The sequence below is a fragment of the Chitinibacter sp. S2-10 genome (assembly GCF_046530675.1).
Lineage (GTDB): Bacteria > Pseudomonadota > Gammaproteobacteria > Burkholderiales > Chitinibacteraceae > Chitinibacter.
Genome location: NZ_CP172558.1, coordinates 221,103 through 237,414, shown reverse-complemented (window position 1 = coordinate 237,414; position 16,312 = coordinate 221,103). Strand labels below are relative to the sequence as shown.

Annotated in this window: 18 protein-coding genes; 13 read left to right on the top strand and 5 right to left on the bottom strand. The window is 50.5% G+C overall.

The window, feature by feature from the left end:
• Positions 1-6 precede the first annotated feature (6 nt).
• Positions 7-1,377, bottom strand: a complete 1,371-nt coding sequence (gene purB / locus ACG2XO_RS01130) for an adenylosuccinate lyase (RefSeq protein ID WP_410499011.1) — start codon at positions 1,375-1,377, stop codon at positions 7-9.
• Positions 1,378-1,705: 328 nt separating this feature from the next.
• On the opposite strand from purB, the gene ACG2XO_RS01125 reads away from it, so the two are divergent.
• Complete coding sequence (locus tag ACG2XO_RS01125) at positions 1,706-1,906, top strand: hypothetical protein (protein WP_410499010.1); 201 nt, start codon at positions 1,706-1,708, stop codon at positions 1,904-1,906.
• A gap of 210 nt (positions 1,907-2,116) precedes the next feature.
• On the opposite strand, the gene xseA is transcribed toward ACG2XO_RS01125, so the two are convergent.
• On the bottom strand, positions 2,117-3,478 hold the full coding sequence (gene xseA, locus ACG2XO_RS01120) for an exodeoxyribonuclease VII large subunit (protein ID WP_410499009.1): 1,362 nt from the start codon (positions 3,476-3,478) through the stop codon (positions 2,117-2,119).
• Positions 3,479-3,834: 356 nt separating this feature from the next.
• Here xseA and ACG2XO_RS01115 point away from each other — a divergent pair, with 356 nt between their 5' ends.
• Together ACG2XO_RS01115 and ACG2XO_RS01110 are read left to right on the top strand one after the other, a co-directional pair.
• A complete protein-coding gene (locus ACG2XO_RS01115; RefSeq protein ID WP_410499008.1) occupies positions 3,835-4,446 on the top strand; it encodes a MotA/TolQ/ExbB proton channel family protein in 612 nt (203 codons plus the stop codon).
• Between the two features lie 90 nt (positions 4,447-4,536).
• Entirely contained in the window at positions 4,537-4,956 is a 420-nt protein-coding gene (locus ACG2XO_RS01110) for an ExbD/TolR family protein (RefSeq protein ID WP_410499007.1), read from the top strand.
• A gap of 125 nt (positions 4,957-5,081) precedes the next feature.
• Here ACG2XO_RS01110 and ACG2XO_RS01105 read toward each other — a convergent pair whose 3' ends face one another.
• Positions 5,082-5,315 carry a hypothetical protein gene (locus ACG2XO_RS01105; RefSeq protein ID WP_410499006.1) on the bottom strand — a complete coding sequence of 78 codons (234 nt, stop codon included), beginning with the start codon at positions 5,313-5,315 and terminating at the stop codon, positions 5,082-5,084.
• Between the two features lie 256 nt (positions 5,316-5,571).
• On the opposite strand from ACG2XO_RS01105, the gene lpxK reads away from it, so the two are divergent.
• The 6 genes from lpxK to ACG2XO_RS01075 all read left to right on the top strand — a co-directional run bounded on the left by lpxK (position 5,572) and on the right by ACG2XO_RS01075 (position 9,152).
• A complete protein-coding gene (gene lpxK, locus ACG2XO_RS01100) occupies positions 5,572-6,615 on the top strand; it encodes a tetraacyldisaccharide 4'-kinase (RefSeq protein WP_410499005.1) in 1,044 nt (347 codons plus the stop codon).
• Positions 6,616-6,627: 12 nt separating this feature from the next.
• Complete coding sequence (locus ACG2XO_RS01095; protein ID WP_410499004.1) at positions 6,628-6,807, top strand: Trm112 family protein; 180 nt, start codon at positions 6,628-6,630, stop codon at positions 6,805-6,807.
• Positions 6,808-6,840: 33 nt separating this feature from the next.
• Positions 6,841-7,617 (top strand): 3-deoxy-manno-octulosonate cytidylyltransferase, encoded by a 777-nt coding sequence (gene kdsB / locus ACG2XO_RS01090; protein WP_410499003.1) that lies wholly within the window; start codon positions 6,841-6,843, stop codon positions 7,615-7,617.
• A 134-nt stretch (positions 7,618-7,751) separates the two neighbouring features.
• Positions 7,752-8,408 carry an adenylate kinase gene (adk, locus tag ACG2XO_RS01085; RefSeq protein WP_410499002.1) on the top strand — a complete coding sequence of 219 codons (657 nt, stop codon included), beginning with the start codon at positions 7,752-7,754 and terminating at the stop codon, positions 8,406-8,408.
• A 120-nt stretch (positions 8,409-8,528) separates the two neighbouring features.
• Positions 8,529-8,669, top strand: coding sequence for a hypothetical protein (locus tag ACG2XO_RS01080; protein ID WP_410499001.1), 141 nt, complete (start codon positions 8,529-8,531; stop codon positions 8,667-8,669).
• A 147-nt stretch (positions 8,670-8,816) separates the two neighbouring features.
• The gene (locus ACG2XO_RS01075; RefSeq protein WP_410499000.1) at positions 8,817-9,152 is read left to right on the top strand and encodes a hypothetical protein; all 336 of its coding nucleotides are present in this window, start codon (positions 8,817-8,819) and stop codon (positions 9,150-9,152) included.
• Between the two features lie 175 nt (positions 9,153-9,327).
• On the opposite strand, the gene ACG2XO_RS01070 is transcribed toward ACG2XO_RS01075, so the two are convergent.
• Positions 9,328-10,059, bottom strand: coding sequence for a YebC/PmpR family DNA-binding transcriptional regulator (locus tag ACG2XO_RS01070; RefSeq protein ID WP_410498999.1), 732 nt, complete (start codon positions 10,057-10,059; stop codon positions 9,328-9,330).
• A 75-nt stretch (positions 10,060-10,134) separates the two neighbouring features.
• Positions 10,135-10,824: a glutathione S-transferase N-terminal domain-containing protein gene (locus ACG2XO_RS01065; RefSeq protein ID WP_410498998.1), complete on the bottom strand. Its 690-nt coding sequence runs from the start codon at positions 10,822-10,824 to the stop codon at positions 10,135-10,137.
• 187 nt (positions 10,825-11,011) lie between these two features.
• Here ACG2XO_RS01065 and ACG2XO_RS01060 point away from each other — a divergent pair, with 187 nt between their 5' ends.
• From ACG2XO_RS01060 to ACG2XO_RS01045, 4 genes are read left to right on the top strand one after another with little or no spacing between them, the layout of a single operon-like run.
• Positions 11,012-11,377, top strand: a complete 366-nt coding sequence (locus tag ACG2XO_RS01060; RefSeq protein WP_410498997.1) for a response regulator — start codon at positions 11,012-11,014, stop codon at positions 11,375-11,377.
• A gap of 23 nt (positions 11,378-11,400) precedes the next feature.
• The gene (locus ACG2XO_RS01055) at positions 11,401-13,506 is read left to right on the top strand and encodes a chemotaxis protein CheW (RefSeq protein ID WP_410498996.1); all 2,106 of its coding nucleotides are present in this window, start codon (positions 11,401-11,403) and stop codon (positions 13,504-13,506) included.
• Positions 13,507-13,516: 10 nt separating this feature from the next.
• Complete coding sequence (locus ACG2XO_RS01050) at positions 13,517-13,996, top strand: chemotaxis protein CheW (RefSeq protein WP_410498995.1); 480 nt, start codon at positions 13,517-13,519, stop codon at positions 13,994-13,996.
• Between the two features lie 12 nt (positions 13,997-14,008).
• Positions 14,009-16,192, top strand: a complete 2,184-nt coding sequence (locus ACG2XO_RS01045) for a methyl-accepting chemotaxis protein (RefSeq protein ID WP_410498994.1) — start codon at positions 14,009-14,011, stop codon at positions 16,190-16,192.
• The last annotated feature ends 120 nt before the right edge of the window (positions 16,193-16,312 follow it).

The window sequence follows — 16,312 nt, the reverse complement described above, 5'->3', positions numbered from 1 at the left end:
CTGCTATTAAATACGGCGGGCCAGCTCTTCGGCAGTACCCAAATAAGTACTTGGCGTCAGTGCTTTCAGGCGATCTTTGGCATCCTGAGGAATTGCCAAACCGTCGATGAACACCGCCAGCGCTTCCTTGCTGATGCCGGTCTTGCCGCGAGTCAGTTCTTTCAATTGCTCGTACGGGTTTGGCACGCCGTAACGACGCATTACGGTCTGGATCGGCTCGGCGAGGACTTCCCAGTTATTGTTCAGGTCGAACATCATCGCGTCGCGATTGGCCATCAGTTTGTTCAGACCTTTCAATGCCGCAACAAAGCCGAGCAATGAATAACCCAGACCGACACCCATATTGCGCAAGACGGTCGAGTCGGTCAGGTCACGCTGCCAGCGTGAAACAGGCAGTTTCTGCGAGAGGTGGAACAGCACGGCGTTGGCGATGCCCAGATTGCCTTCGGAGTTTTCGAAGTCGATCGGGTTCACTTTGTGCGGCATCGTTGAAGAGCCGACTTCGTTTTTGTTCACTTTCTGCTTGAAGAAGCCCAGAGAGATATAGCCCCAGATGTCGCGGTTCATGTCGATCAAAATCGTATTGGCGCGCGCGAAATCGTCGTACAGCTCGCTCATGTAATCGTGCGGCTCGATCTGGATCGTGTATGGGTTAAAGGTAATGCCGAGGCTTTCTACAAAGCGGCGGCAGAAGCCTTCCCAATCCAATTCCGGATACGCTGACAAATGCGCGTTGTAGTTACCGACCGCGCCGTTGATTTTGCCGAGCAATTCAACATTGGCGATGCGGCTCAGTTGACGTTCCAGACGGAAAGCGACGTTGGCCATTTCCTTGCCCATCGTCGTCGGTGTGGCTGGCTGGCCGTGCGTGCGGCTCATCATCGGTGCGTCGGCCAATTCGTGCGCGAGTTCTTTCAGTTTGGTGATGATTTCAGCCAGTTTTGGCAGCATCACGCCTTCACGCGCACCTTTGAGCATCAAGGCATGCGACAGATTGTTGATGTCTTCAGACGTGCAGGCGAAGTGAATAAATTCGCTGGCGGCAGAGACTTCGGCATTGCCTGACAGGCGCTCTTTGAGCCAGTATTCAACGGCTTTTACATCGTGGTTGGTCGTGCGCTCGATGGTTTTGACTTCCAGCGCGTGTTCGGTACTGAATTGCGCGACGACGGCGTCCAGCTCGGCAATCGTGGCTGCCGAGAACGGCTTGATTTCAGTTAGAGCAGCTTCGCTGGCCAGCGCTTTGAGCCAGGCCACTTCGACGGTGACGCGATTTTTAATCAGCGCGTATTCACTGAAATGGGCGCGCAAATCGGCCAGTTGTTTTTCGTAGCGGCCGTCTAGCGGCGAAAGCGCGGTCAGTGCTGAAAGTTCCATAATGCCAACCCGTCCGTAGGTCTCAATCAATCAAAGGCGCGATTCTAACACAGCCAGCAGCAGCTCGCGCCCGCTAACACGATCAATGGATGCCCGCCAGTCTATCTGTGCTGCGGCGCACGATAGATGTGATCTTCATGACGATTGCGCCTAGCTACGTGTAAGAAATAATGACAAGGTCATGGTTAAGATGAATAATGTGCCCGCCTGCAAGCGTGCGTTCGCTTTTTGCGAATCAGGCTTCTGGCGAGACCGTTCTGCATTCTACAAATTCAAACAAGCGGGGCGGTGATCTGCATAAATAATGGATGGAGGAGAACCATTTCCAATGAGCGGTTTTACGCAAATTACCCCTGAATGGCAGGACTGGATTATTGATAATCTGCAGCGCGGTTGTCTGGCGCAGTCGATTGTCGAGGTCATGATCGACAAAGGCTTTGACCCGATGTTTGCCAATGCCGTGGTGTTTCATTTTTCGAGCAATCCGACTGAGCGCTATCAAGCAAGCAGTACCGATTCAATCAATTAAGTCTTTTCTTGATTAAACAGGGCGATATACCGTTGCAGGTATATCGCCCTGTTCATTTTTTAGCAAACTCTTGAGCGGTATACCTCGATAGATTCGATCCAGAGAAGTTTTGAATTCTCGCCGGAGTGGGCAGCCCACTTTGCGCCTCAACAGGCGGGAGCAAGATAAACCTAGAACGTGCTTAATATCAGTCCGTGCGGGTTTTGCTACTTACAGACCGAGCTCATGTTGCCGGGTCAGCCCCTGTTTGACCTCAACGCTGACTTGCTCGTCGGCAAAACGGATATTCAAAGTTTCGCCCGCACGAAGCTGATGGGCAAAGCGCACCAGTTCGCCGTCGGGGCGGCTGACCAGAGCATAACCACGCGCTAATACCTGCTGTGGATCCCACGGCATTAGTCGCAATTGCGCGCGATGCAGCTGCTGTTGTTGCTGTTCGATGATTCGGCTGATTGCGCGCTGCAGGCGGATCTGGCGTTGCTGCAAATCCAGCGCTGCTTGTGCTGGCTGGGGTTTAAGGTGGTTCAATCGCAATACCAGTCGTGCTAACCATTGTTCACGCTGTTGCAAGCCAAAGCCGAGCAATTGCTGTAATTGCCGGCTTTTTTGCTGCAATGCCTGCCGTTGCTGCGCCAGTTTTTGCCCCGGATGAATTAGTCTGCGACCGAGCTGATCAAGCCTGAGCATTTGCTGCTGCAGCTGGTGCTGCATGATTCGATATTGGCGTTGCTGCAATTGCGTCAATCGCGCGCGGAGTTCGGCGCGATTCGGGCTCACCAGTTCGGCCGCCGCGGTCGGCGTTGGCGCACGAACATCGGCGACAAAATCGGCAATGGTGAAATCAGTTTCATGCCCGACGCCGCTGACGGTCGGAATCGGGCAGGCGGCGATCGCGCGGGCGACCATTTCTTCGTTAAACGACCATAAATCTTCCAGGCTACCGCCGCCACGGCAGATGATCAGCGTATCGATCTCGCGGCGAGCGCTGGCTTGCCCAATCGCGCGAACAATTTGTGCTGGCGCATCTGCGCCTTGCACTGCTGTGGGGTAGAGAACGATCTCAATACTGGGCATGCGGCGCGAGAGCGTCGTCAATACATCGCGCAAAGCGGCTGCGGCGGGGGAGGTGACAATGCCGATCCGGCGTGGAAAATGTGGCAGGGCGCGTTTGCGCTCGGCGGCAAACAGCCCTTCCTCAGACAGCTGCTTTTTCAAGGCTTCAAAGCGCTCGAATAAAGCGCCTTGCCCGGCCGGGCGCATTGCTTCGACGGTGAGCTGGAAGTCGCCGCGTGCTTCGTACAGCGAAACCACCGCGCGCACTTCAACCTGTAGTCCTTCGCGCGGCTGAAAATCGAGCAACGCGGCGCGGCCACGAAACATCACGCAACGAACCTGTGCATTGGCGTCTTTCAGGCTGAAATAGCAATGACCCGAATCATAACGCTTGAAATTGGAAATCTCGCCAGCGACCCACAGGCTGGGAAAGCCGGTTTCCAGCAGGATTCGCACGTCCCGATTCAGTTGTGTGACAGATACTACAGCTTTTGCAGGGCTTGACAAATTGATATTCACGCCAAAAACGCCTTGATTAATCCACAAAATCCAGTGATAAAGCCCTGTTGCGGGTGATTTGAATGTTGTAGTTAATGAATGTTATTTAAGTTATTGAATTTAATGATAAATATATTTTTACTATAAGCGGGGTCAAACTGATTATATCCAGTGTTTATGCCGCTTTAACCGGGTTTTCTGCTAGTTGCTCACAAAGTTATCCACAGAAAATGGGGGTAAATTAAATTTTCCCAATCAGATCTGTTGCTTAGCAGAGCTTGTGCATGTAACGCCTCTTCCCCCGCAATCAAATAGCGGCTAAAGTTACGCGGCTTTCCAAGCATTTCCAGACTCACATTGAACAAGGTTTAGACTCTATGCTCGCCATCATTCAGGCTGCCGGTTGGCCGATTTGGCTGATTATCGCCGCTTCAGTTTCTGTTGTAACCATTATTATCGAGCGCATGCTTACCTTGCGTAAATCACAGGTTCTGCCGTACGGCTTGCTGGCAAAAGTGGTGCAGGATTATCGCGCACATGGCGTGAGTGCTGAAAATCTGAATAAACTCGCTGCATCAAGCCCGCTGGGGCGTGTTTTTGCTGCCGGACTGAAAAATGTCAAAAGCTCGCGCGAAATCATGAAAGAGTCGATTGAAGAAACCGGCAGCGCAGTCGCGCACGATCTGAATCGTTATCTGTCAACCCTCGGAACGCTGGCTGCGGTGACACCGCTGCTGGGTTTGTTTGGTACGGTGATCGGTATGATCGAAATTTTTGGTTCGCAATCTCCCACCGGCGGAGGTAATCCGGCCGCCTTGGCGCACGGTATTTCAATTGCGCTCTATAACACTGCATTTGGCATTATTGTCGCAGTGCCTGCGCTGATGTTCTACCGCCACTTTGCCAGCAAGGTCGATGATTTTGTCGTTGAAATGGAGCAGCAGGCGATCAAACTCGTCGAAGTGGTTCACGGCGATCGCCATCATTAAAACCCAACGCAGAGACACAGAGGCGCAGCGTTTTCTTGCAACGGATTTGCGCCTCTGCGTGAGATTTTTTCAGGTTTTAAGGTAATAACAATGAAATTTCGTAAAGGACGCGGACGCGTCGAACCGGAAATCAACTTTATCCCGCTGATCGACGTCTTGCTGGTGATTCTGATTTTTCTGATGGCGACGACGACGTATTCCAAATTTGCCGAGCTGAAAATCAATCTGCCGACGGCTGAGGCCGAAAAACAGGTCGAGCAGACCAAAACCATCCAGATTGCTGTTTCGGCCAATGGTCAATACGCGATCAATAGCGAAACCGCGGTCTTTGGCAGCCCCGATGAATTCGCCGTGCTGCTGCGCCGTGCCGCAGCGGGTGACCCCGAGCCGATGATCGTCATCAACGCTGACGCACAAGCCAGCCATCAGGCGGTGGTTAATGTGATGGAAGCGGCCAGAACGGCGGGTTATGGCAAATTGACTTTTGCGACGCAGACGGCAGGGAAGTGATTGAGTTGAGCCTGAAGATCCTGTGATGTAGCAACAGGCTCACTACAAATTAGGGATGCAATAAAAAAGCCAGGTTATTGACCTGGCTTTTTTAACTCAAGATCAGCTGTATTGAGCTGGGCCGATTACTTGGTGGGGTCAGCTTTTTTGGCCGCATCTTCAGGATTTACCTGAACGGGCTGTTTGGCTTTTTTAGATTTACTTGATTTGGCAGGTTTGGATGCTTGAGAGGCAATATACGCGTTTTGCTTTTCTTTTGAAGCTTTCATGGCTTCGCTGTTGTCATTCGTTGCAAATGCAGGCATCACCAGTCCTGCAGCAATCAGCAGTAATGCAAGTTTTGGAAATTTATTGACCATGGCTGTTCTCTCTTTGACGATTGAAGAAAAGTGCTTGGTAACTTTTTTGCGAGTGCAGTTGTCGATAATCCTCGGCTGACTTTCATGAAAGTTAGTTAAGCTATTGAAAGCTAGATGTTTTTTTGTTGTGTGGACAGATTATTTGTTTGATCTAAGTCAATAAAGTCGTTTTTTTATATGTGTAGGTGCGATTGTTAGGATTTATCACATGACTCATTTTTTTGAGCCGTAGTGGTATATCCCCTTAGTTTTAATTATGAACCTCGAATCCCTCATCCACCGCATCTGGTATCGCCCCCGCGTTTCGGCCTACGCGGTTTTGCTGTGGCCGCTGTCCTTGGTTTTTTCGCTCTTGGCGAGCGTGAATCTCTTGTTGTTCAAGTTGAAAATCAAGCCATCGATACGTTTGCCGGTGCCGGTCGTTGTTGTTGGCAATATCACTGCGGGTGGTACAGGAAAGACGCCGTTGACGATTGCGCTCTCGCGCAGCTTGAGTGCGCTGGGCTGGCGCGTCGGGATTATTTCGCGCGGTTACGGGCGCAGCGATGATGGCGAGCAGGCTTTGGAAGTGCAGCTCGATAGTCTGCCTGCAGAGGTCGGCGACGAGCCATTGTTGATGCGCCGCTCGCTGACGGATGTGCCGGTATTTGTCGCGCGGCGACGTGCCGAGGCGGGCAGGGCATTGCTGGCGGCGTATCCGGCTGTGGATATTTTTCTGTGCGACGATGGTTTGCAGCATTACGCGCTGCAACGTGATTTTGAAGTTTGCGTGATCGATGGTGCACGCGGTCTGGGTAATGGTTTGCGTCTGCCCGCTGGGCCTTTGCGTGAAAGCATCAGACGGCTGAAATCGGTAAACGCCGTTGTGATCAATGGTGTATTGCCTGAAAGAACAGAGCTGGCTTCATCTATAGGGCAATACATTGACGGGTATGGGTCTAGTTATCAGATGACTTTGCAGGCGGAGCATTGTTATCGGCTAAATGACCCAGGCCAGACGCGCAGCGCAGCCGATTTTACCGAGCCGCTGCACGCGGTGGTCGGGATTGGGAATCCGCGACGGTTTTTTAATACGCTGTCCGGGCTGGGTTTTTGTTTTAGCGAACATGTGTTTCCCGATCATCATGCATTTGAGCTGGCTGATTTGCCGCCGCTGGGTGAGATCATCGTGACCGAAAAAGACGCGGTGAAGCTCGCTGCGCTCAATCTGGGCGCGGCTAGTGATAGAATCTGGGTTTTGCCGATCAAAGCGGTGCTTTCGCCCGATTTGGCGCAACGAATCGATCATTATTTAAAATAAAAAAGGTAAATCATGGACGCCAAATTGCTCGAGATTTTAGTCTGCCCGGTGTGCAAAGGCCCCTTGGTGTTCAATAAAGCTGCGCAGGAATTGATCTGCAAAGCCGACCGTCTGGCGTTTGGCATCAAGGATGGCATTCCGGTGATGCTGGAATCCGAAGCGCGCCAGCTTGCTGCTGACGAAGAAGTATAAAAACGAAGCAACTAGCCAGAGAGAGCGCCGCCGATGAGTTTCGTTGCCATCATTCCCGCCCGCCTGAAATCGACGCGCCTGCCCAACAAGCCGTTGGCTGATATTGCCGGCAAGCCGATGGTCGTTCGTGTCGTCGAGCAGGCGCTTAAATCCAACGCCAAACTGGTTATGGTGGCGACTGATGAAATGAGCGTGCAAGACGCAGTGGTGAGCGCCGGTTACGCCTCTATGCTGACTCGTGCCGATCATCCGTCCGGCACCGACAGGCTGGCCGAAATGGTCGAGCGAATGGCGCTGCCGGATGAGGCGATTGTCGTTAATGTGCAGGGCGACGAGCCGCTGATCGACCCCGAGCTGATCAATGCCGTTGCCGCGCATCTGGCCAGTGACGCCAGCCTGGCGATGGCGACGGCAAGCCATCACATCGACAGTGCTGAAGACTTTTTTAATCCGAATGTGGTCAAAGTCGTTTGCAATGCAGCGCAACAAGCGATGTATTTCAGCCGCGCGCCGATTCCGTGGGATAGAGATTCTTTTGCCGATGATAATGAAGATGCAGAGTGGGTATTGCCCGCTGAGCTAGATGCACAAAGGCATATCGGCATATACGCCTATAGGGCAGGTTTTTTGCGTGCGTACGCCAAGCTGTCGGCGTCACGATTAGAAGATATTGAAAAGCTCGAGCAGCTGCGCGTTTTGTGGCACGGCTATAAAATTGGCGTTTATCGCGCGTCACAGGCACCAGCGGCAGGCGTTGATACGCCGGAAGATCTGGAACGCGTCCGCGCGGTGTTTGCCAAGGCAAGCTAGTTTGCCGGAACAGATTTGAATTTCGTAGGAGCGAACAGTTTCGCGGGCAAGCCCGCTCCTACGGCTTACGCATTAAAATAAGCAGAATCGAAATAGATCACAGTTTCATTTTTATCACGATGGGGAACAGAGCAATGCGATTAATCCTTCTGGGCGCACCAGGCGCAGGTAAAGGCACTCAAGCCAATTACATCCGCGAAAAATTCAATATTCCGCAGATTTCAACCGGCGACATGCTGCGCGCAGCGGTCAAAGCGGGTACACCGCTGGGTCTGGAAGCCAAAGCGATCATGGACGCGGGTGGTCTGGTTCGTGATGACATCATCATTGGTCTGGTGAAAGAGCGCATTGCCCAGCCTGACGCTGCCAATGGTTTCCTGTTCGACGGTTTCCCGCGCACGATTCCTCAGGCTGAGGCGATGATCGCTGCCGGTGTCGACATTGATTACGTCGTAGAAATCGACGTGCCGGACGCGAACATCGTTGATCGCATGGCAGGTCGTCGCGTGCATGTGGCTTCGGGCCGCACTTACCACGTCAAATACAACCCGCCAAAAGTGGCAGGTAAAGACGACGAAACCGGCGAAGAATTGATCCAGCGTGACGATGACAAAGAAGAAGTCGTTCTGAAACGTCTGGGCGTTTACCACGAGCAAACCGAAGTGCTGGTTGGTTTCTACGGCAAAATGGCGGCATCGGGTGCGAGCAATGCGCCAAAATACATCAAAATCGACGGCACGCAAGCCGTTGAAGCCGTGCGCGACGCGACTTTGAGCGCGCTGGGTGCTTGAGTTATCAGCCCGTTGACACGGCATGCCTGCTGACCAGAAGCCACTGCTTGCAGTGGCTTTTTTTATGTCGCTTGGTGTAATGGACTATGCTGCAGCTTGTACGAGTTCAGGAGAATAGTGATGAAATACTGGGGCGGATTTAGTCTGGGCACACTGATCGCCGTCGCGCTCTCGTGGGCGGCCAATCACTCCATTCTATGGGCGATTATTCACGGCTTTTGCAGTTGGTTGTATGTGATTTATTATTTTTTGTTTAAGTAGTTGGGCTGTTGTCGGCCAAGAGCGGAAGTAATACCGCGTTTGTTCATGCCCGAGTGAGCGTCAGCAGTCCTCTGGTATCAGGCGCAGTAGCTCAGTTAATGCGTTAGGACTCGATAAGTGGTGCCTACTTAATAATTAGGGATAATAATGGATATTGAAAAATTTTCAGAAATCACAAAAAAAATAATCGCAGACAATGGCTTCGATGAATTTGCCCCAGTTGCTTGCTTTCCTTCGCGAAATGAAATTCGAGTTCTATCTGGTATTCCAACCAATGCCGACATAGAGAAGGAAGTTTTATCTTGGGCAAAATCGCTACTCGGCGAATGCACTGAATTTTTAACTGCCTTCAAAATTTCAAATACACAGTTCAAAGTCATTCAATACAAATCTGGAGAGCATACCTCTTGCATTTATCAAGTTGAAGCACGTAAATCTTGGCTAAATTGTATTTTTAGAATATTTTTTAGAATATTTTTTTAGAGATTGAAATTTAGCGTGTAGGTTGGGCTAAATGAAATGCAGCCCAACATTTACCGCGAATGTTGGGCTTCGTGCCTCAGTGCCAACCTACAGATCATTTCCGCTTTGGATCGAAACGGAAGGTAATAAAAAAAACCGGCTTTAGAAGCCGGTTTTTTTATATTGAAGCCAATAGTTATTCTTCTTCGTCAAACACCGCCGTGGTGTAAACGCTCTGTACGTCGTCGAGTGCTTCCATCGCGTCGATCAGTTTCTGCATTTTGATCGCATCGTCGCCGAGCAGTTCGGTTTCGCCTTGCGGACGCATCGTTGATTCGCCCATTTCGGCTTTGAAACCTGCCGCTTCGAGCGTTTCCTTGATATTGACGAATTCATACGGTGGTGTGATGACTTCGATCGAACCGTCGTCGTTGGTCGCAACGTCGTCAGCGCCGGCTTCGAGCGCCGCTTCCATCAGTGCGTCTTCATCGGTGCCCGGCGCGAAAATCAGGTAGCCGCAATGCTTGAATTGGAAGCTCACGCAGCCGTCGGTGCCCATATTGCCGCCGTATTTTGAGAACACATGGCGAACGTCGGCGACGGTGCGGGTGCGGTTGTCGGTCAGGCAATCGACCATCACCGCCGCGCCGCCCAGACCATAACCTTCATAACGCGTTTCGATGTAATCAACGCCGTCGAGCGAGCCGGTGCCGCGTTTGATCGCGCTTTCGATATTGTCTTTGGGCATAGACTGGGCTTTGGCCTTGTCAATGGCCAGACGCAGGCGCGGGTTCATTGTGATGTCACCGCCGCCCATTTTGGCTGCAACAGTGATTTCCTTGATCAGCTTGGTAAAAATCTGGCCGCGCTTGGCGTCCTGACGGCCTTTCCGATGCTGAATATTTGCCCACTTGCTGTGTCCTGCCATGCTGCACCCGTTCGATCTGGTTTAATCAATTGGGCGCTATTCTAGCATGAGCTCGGAGCAGCCAAAATATCGGCGTTACGGCAGATCTATTTTCAAGTGATTCGGATTGCCAAAAATAACCGGCGCAGCGCCTTCCTGCCAGAGCGGATATTTTTCCATCACCGCGGCGAAGTACGGCGCATCCAGCATGCGCTTGAGCCAGTTTTGCAAGGCAGGGCTGGCAAGCCGGGAAAATGCGTCGCGATCAACGGCTGCGTATTGGCGAATAAAAGGCGCGATTACCAGATCGGCCAGCCTCAGTTGATCGTCCATCAGGTGGGTATATTGATCTAGCCTATGTTCAATATTGGCTTTAAGCCAATACATGGCATGGTATTGATGTTCTGCTGCGCTGAGTTCGGGGTGGCGCTCTGGATATTTGTAACGGTCGAGTAGCGGTTTGAAATGCTGATCATGCAGCAAGATGAGCGCCAGTTGGCGATCTAAATCAGTCCCAATACCAGCGAGCGGACCGGATTGCGCACTGGATTGAGACAGCACCCAGCGCATGATGTCCAGACTTTCTTCCAGTACCTGTCCGTTGGGCAGCAGCAAAACCGGAACCGTGGCTTTGGGTGAAATTGCGAGCAGGGCGGCGGGTTTGTCGCGCAAGGCAATTTCGCGCAATTGCACCGTGACGCCGCCAAGCCAGAGTGCCAACCTTGCCCGAATCGCATAGGGGCAGCGGCGAAATGAATACAAAATGGGCAGGTCAGTATTGTTCATACGCTTTCTTCGGGCTTATTTCGCCAAACTACCACTTTATTGACATTGCATGAAAATAAATGGCAGTTTTTTTGGCGTATCAATGGCAATTTTAAAAGGTGATGCCTATAAAAAGAAACGGTTCAAGCATTCTCTAATGTATTCGCTTTAGATCAGTGGCGTCTTTGTGAGTAAAGGGGTGAGCAGTATGGCAAAAAAAATCTTGGCTGTTGATGATTCTGCATCCATACGGCAGATGGTGAGTTTTACCTTGCGTAGCGCGGGTTATGAAGTGGTTGAGGCCGTCGATGGCAATGCCGGGCTCTCGCAAGCCAAATCGGCGCAAGTTGATCTGGTGCTGACCGATCAGAATATGCCCGGGATGGATGGTTTGACAATGATACGTTCGCTGCGCGGCTTGCCGCAGTATGCCAGTACGCCGATTTTGATGCTGACGACCGAATCGAGTGATGAAATGAAACAACAGGGGCGTGCGGTCGGGGCGACTGGTTGGCTGGTCAAACCGTTTGACCCACAAAAACTGCTCGATGTGGTGCGCAAGGTGATTGGCTGATTGCTTGTTAACCAGGGGGATTTATGTCGATAGACATGAGCCAGTTTATCGCGGTGTTTTTTGACGAAGCCGCAGAGCATTTGGCCAATATGGAGTCATTGCTGCTCCAGATCGATGTGGCTCAGCCGGATCCGGAAGATTTGAATGCGATTTTCCGAGCGGCACATTCGATTAAAGGCGGTGCTGGCACATTCGGCTTTGGCGATCTGGCCGAAGTGACGCATGTGCTGGAAAACCTGTTGGATCGTATCCGTAAAAACGAAATCAAGCTGCAGCCTGAAATGGTCGATGCATTTTTGCAAACGGGTGACGTGTTGCAAGCCATGCTGTCCGCGCACCGTGATCAGGGTCATGTCGATGAGGCAGCGATTGTCGCCGTGACTCAACAGCTCAATCAGTTGCTGGCACAACAGTCCGCTGCTGTGGAGCCGCAAACGGCGGCGCTGACGATTGTGATTGCAGCGGGTGAGTCATTTGATAATGAGCTCTTATGCCAAGAATTGCGACGCTATGGTGAGTTAGAAGATTACGAGCCGGGCGATGAGTACTCTCCTTGGCGCTATCGAATCAAAACTCAAACACCAAGCGCAAAGCTGTTCGATTCAATGACTTTTCTGGTTGCGCCAGAGCGTATTTCGGTGACTGCCAGCGATGAAAGTGATACCGGTTTTGGACTTTTTCTTGCGCCCTTAATCGAGGCAGGAAGTAATGCGTCAGCCTCGATCGAAGACGAAGGGTTTGGCTTTTTCGAACCCTTGCCAGTCTCTGCGCCGATGGACTCAGAAGGGTATGGTTTTTTTGAACCCTTGCCAGTAGCGGCGCAGCCCTCAGTAACAAGTATGTCTGCAGAAGCAAGTAACTCTGATCAGTTACGTGCCTCAACGCCTACATCAACTACCCGTCTGCATAATGAACGCGCCAGTGATAAAGCGGTGGATAGTTCAATTCGAGTTAGTGTCGAAAAAGTTGATCAGTTACTCAATCTGGTTGGCGAACTGGTCATTACCCAATCCATGCTGGCGCAGAATGCTCTGCAACTTGATCCCGTTTTGCATGAAAAACTGCTGGGTGGCGTCGCTCAACTGGAGCGAAATACGCGCGAATTGCAGGAATCGGTGATGTCAATTCGCATGATGCCGATTTCATTTGTATTTAACCGTTATCCCCGAATGGTGCGGGATCTGGCCGCCAAATTGGGCAAGCGTGTTGAACTGCGAATGATTGGTGAGAATACCGAGCTGGATAAAGGTTTTATCGAAAAACTGAGCGATCCATTGACTCATTTGGTTCGCAATAGTCTGGATCACGGTATCGAGTTGCCCGAGGCACGTGAAAGTCGCCATAAACCCGCGCAAGGTACTCTGACTTTGAAGGCCTTTCATCAGGGCGGCAATATTGTGATTGAGGTCAGCGACGATGGCGCCGGCTTGAGTCGCGAGCGGATCTTGAACAAGGCCAGAGAACGTGGCATGGCTGTAAGCGACAGCATGTCCGATAGCGAAGTCTGGATGCTGATTTTCGAGGCCGGATTTTCAACCGCCGCCGAAATTACCGACGTGTCCGGACGTGGTGTCGGCATGGATGTGGTCAGAAAAAATATCCAGTCGATGGGCGGGCGGGTTGAAATTCAATCACTGACCGGAGTTGGCTCGACCATCAGTATTCGCTTGCCTTTGACTTTGGCTATTCTCGATGGCATGTCAATTTCTGCTTCCGATGAACTTTATATTATTCCGCTGACTTTTATTGTTGAATCGTTGCAACCCCAGGCCTGCGAAATAAAAACCATGGCCAGCAGAGGCAATGTTATTAATGTACGTGGCGAGTATCTGCCATTAATTGCCTTGTACGATATATTTAATTTGCCAAATAAAAGTAAATCGTTTGAAGAAGGTTTGGTCATTATTCTGGAGGCCGAAGGGCAGAAGGTGGCTTTGTTTGTTGATGATTTATTGGGGCAGCATCAGGTTGTCGTCAAAAATCTAGAAACCAATTATCGGCGGGTTAATGGTGTTTCGGGGGCAACCATCATGGGTGATGGCCGAGTCGCCTTGATTCTGGATGTCGCCATGCTGGTTAAAATGGCTCAACAAATAGCTTCTGCAGATGTCGGCAGAATGGTCGCTTAAGGAGGAATAAATGGAGCAATTAATTCGCGATGATGTGGTTAACCGGGAGTTACTGGTCTTTGCTTTGGGTAAAGAAGAGTATGGGATTGATATTCTGAAGGTTCAGGAGATTCGGGGTTATGATGCTGTAACGAGTATTGCCAATTCACCTGCTTTTATTAAAGGGGTGATTAATCTTCGTGGCAATATTGTTCCTATTGTTGATTTAAGAATAAAATTCAATATTGGCAATGTGACTTATGATCAATTTACGGTGGTGATTATTCTGAATGTTGCTCAGCGAACTCTGGGTATTGTGGTCGACGGCGTTTCTGATGTCATGACACTGGCTCCGGATCAATTGCGGAGCGCGCCAGAATTTGGTGCTGCGCTTGACACAACTTATATCACCGGGTTGGGAACAATCGATGATCGAATGATTATTCTGGTCGATATCGAGAAATTAATGACTAGTGCAGATATGGCACTGATTGAATCTGTTGCTGCATGAGGGAGAATATCAATGAGCTTAACTTTTTTAGTCGCCGCAGCCTTAGTGCTCATGGCTTCGTCACTTTTGAGCATTATGCTGTATGTCTATAAGCTGAAAGCAAGATTGGGTGCCAGTACCGAACAAGTGCAGGCTTTCGTTCATAAATTGACGAAAAATGAGCTTGGAGAGGACATTAATCTGCAAGGGGTTAATGGTGATTCATTGCTCGTGCAATTGCGCGAATTACAGTTGAAACTACGTGAGGCAGAAATTCTGGCCAAAAATAATGAAAGAATCAAAACTGCACTCGATTCTGTTTCAACCAGTGTGATGATTGCCGATGCCGGGCGTAATATTATTTATTGCAATCGTGCGGTAGATCGTTTGTTGCAAAATGCCGAAGCAGACATTCGAAAAGACCTGCCTCAATTTAGTGCGCGTAATATTATTGGCGTCAATATTGATAGTTTTCATAAAAATCCGAATCATCAGCGCAGCATGCTTGATCGCTTGAAAAATGAACACAGAACCAGCATTGTGGTTGGCGGACGAACTTTTTCATTGATTGTAAATCCAGTGATCAATGCAAAAAATGAAACGGATGGGTATGTTGTTGAATGGCTAGATCGGACTGAAGCAATTGCTTTTGAATCCCGCGAAAAACGGCTGGCTGCCGAAAACGCCCGTATTTTGGGGGCATTGGAGGCGACGTCGACCAATGTGATGCTGGCAGATGAAAACCGCACGATTGTTTATATGAATAAAGCCGTCACCGCAATGTTGTCCAGAGTGCAAAATGAATTGCGCAAGGCATTGCCACATTTTGATGTGAGTAAATTAATCGGTGCCAATATTGATACCTTCCACCGTAATCCAAGTCATCAGGCTAATTTGCTGGCGAATCTGACCGGCACATATCGCTCGCAAATTACCGTGGCAGGACAAACTTTTGTCTTGATTGCCAATCCAGTCTTTGACTCCGAAGGGAAACGCCTAGGATCGGTCGTGGAATGGATTGACCGTACCGCAGAAGTGGCAGTTGAAAGCGAAGTGAGTAATCTGGTTGAAGCTGCGGTGAATGGCGACTTTAGTCATCGCATCAGTCCTGCTGGCAAAGAAGGATTTATGCTTAAGCTGGCTGAAGGTATGAACCAGATGGTGAGTTCTAGTGATGCAGCGATGCGTGATGTAGGGCGGGTGCTGGGTGCCTTGGCGCAAGGTGATTTGACTCAGCGAATCACAGCCGATTATCGCGGGCTGCTGGAACAACTGAAAAATGATTGCAATCGGACTTGTGAGCAATTATCGGACATTGTCATCAATATTCAGGAGGCGGCGAGTACGATTAATCTGGCGTCACAGGAAATCGCGGCTGGCAATGCAAATCTCTCCAGCCGGACTGAACAGCAAGCAGCCAGTCTGGAAGAAACGGCTTCAAGCATGGAAGAGCTGACCAGTACCGTGAAACAAAATGCTGATAATGCCAACCAGGCTAATCAGTTGGCGATTGGTGCTTCTGATATCGCTGTTAAAGGTGGTGAGGTGGTCAATCAGGTCGTTTCAACGATGTCGGAAATCAATGACTCGGCGAAGAAAATCGTCGACATTATTTCGGTGATTGACGGCATCGCATTCCAGACCAATATTCTGGCGCTCAATGCAGCAGTCGAGGCTGCCCGGGCAGGTGAGCAGGGGCGTGGATTTGCAGTGGTTGCATCCGAAGTGCGTAATCTGGCGCAACGTTCGGCCGGTGCTGCCAAAGAAATCAAAACCTTGATTGGAGACTCGGTACTCAAGGTCGATACGGGCTCCAAGCTTGTCGATCAGGCGGGCAATACCATGCAGGATGTGGTGGGGGCTGTACGCCGGGTTACCGAAATCATGCGTGAAATTTCTGCTGCATCCAGTGAGCAAAGTGCCGGTATTTTGCAGGTTAGTCAGGCAGTCACCCATATGGATGCCAATACCCAGCAAAATGCGGCGCTGGTTGAGGAGGCTGCTGCTGCGGCTGAAAGTCTGGAAGAACAGGCGGTCAAATTGACGCAAACTGTGGGTATTTTCAGGGTCTTGGGTGGTAAAACCATAACCACGCAGTCAAGCAAACCACGCACAATTGCGGCACCAATTGCTCGTCCGGTTCCAATGCAAACCAAGCAGGCCGAAGCATTTCAGCCAAAGCTGGGACATGTTGAAGACGAATGGGAAGAATTTTAATTCATTATCAGAGCAGGAAATCGGGGGCAATTGGCCCCCTTTTTTCATCTTTCGGAGCGAAGTGGCAGGTATGCAGTTTGATGATGCAAGTGTTGATGCTGCTAGTTTTGATTTAAAAGA

Excerpts from the sequence above, each read along its gene's own strand:
- purB (WP_410499011.1), bottom strand. The coding sequence starts at position 1,377 with ATGGAACTTTCAGCACTGACCGCGCTTTCGCCGCTAGACGGCCGCTAC.
- ACG2XO_RS01125 (WP_410499010.1), top strand. The coding sequence starts at position 1,706 with ATGAGCGGTTTTACGCAAATTACCCCTGAATGGCAGGACTGGATTATT.
- ACG2XO_RS01115 (WP_410499008.1), top strand. The coding sequence starts at position 3,835 with ATGCTCGCCATCATTCAGGCTGCCGGTTGGCCGATTTGGCTGATTATC.
- ACG2XO_RS01110 (WP_410499007.1), top strand. The coding sequence starts at position 4,537 with ATGAAATTTCGTAAAGGACGCGGACGCGTCGAACCGGAAATCAACTTT.
- ACG2XO_RS01105 (WP_410499006.1), bottom strand. The coding sequence starts at position 5,315 with ATGGTCAATAAATTTCCAAAACTTGCATTACTGCTGATTGCTGCAGGA.
- lpxK (WP_410499005.1), top strand. The coding sequence starts at position 5,572 with ATGAACCTCGAATCCCTCATCCACCGCATCTGGTATCGCCCCCGCGTT.
- ACG2XO_RS01095 (WP_410499004.1), top strand. The coding sequence starts at position 6,628 with ATGGACGCCAAATTGCTCGAGATTTTAGTCTGCCCGGTGTGCAAAGGC.
- kdsB (WP_410499003.1), top strand. The coding sequence starts at position 6,841 with ATGAGTTTCGTTGCCATCATTCCCGCCCGCCTGAAATCGACGCGCCTG.
- adk (WP_410499002.1), top strand. The coding sequence starts at position 7,752 with ATGCGATTAATCCTTCTGGGCGCACCAGGCGCAGGTAAAGGCACTCAA.
- ACG2XO_RS01080 (WP_410499001.1), top strand. The coding sequence starts at position 8,529 with ATGAAATACTGGGGCGGATTTAGTCTGGGCACACTGATCGCCGTCGCG.
- ACG2XO_RS01075 (WP_410499000.1), top strand. The coding sequence starts at position 8,817 with ATGGATATTGAAAAATTTTCAGAAATCACAAAAAAAATAATCGCAGAC.
- ACG2XO_RS01070 (WP_410498999.1), bottom strand. The coding sequence starts at position 10,059 with ATGGCAGGACACAGCAAGTGGGCAAATATTCAGCATCGGAAAGGCCGT.
- ACG2XO_RS01065 (WP_410498998.1), bottom strand. The coding sequence starts at position 10,824 with ATGAACAATACTGACCTGCCCATTTTGTATTCATTTCGCCGCTGCCCC.
- ACG2XO_RS01060 (WP_410498997.1), top strand. The coding sequence starts at position 11,012 with ATGGCAAAAAAAATCTTGGCTGTTGATGATTCTGCATCCATACGGCAG.
- ACG2XO_RS01055 (WP_410498996.1), top strand. The coding sequence starts at position 11,401 with ATGTCGATAGACATGAGCCAGTTTATCGCGGTGTTTTTTGACGAAGCC.
- ACG2XO_RS01050 (WP_410498995.1), top strand. The coding sequence starts at position 13,517 with ATGGAGCAATTAATTCGCGATGATGTGGTTAACCGGGAGTTACTGGTC.
- ACG2XO_RS01045 (WP_410498994.1), top strand. The coding sequence starts at position 14,009 with ATGAGCTTAACTTTTTTAGTCGCCGCAGCCTTAGTGCTCATGGCTTCG.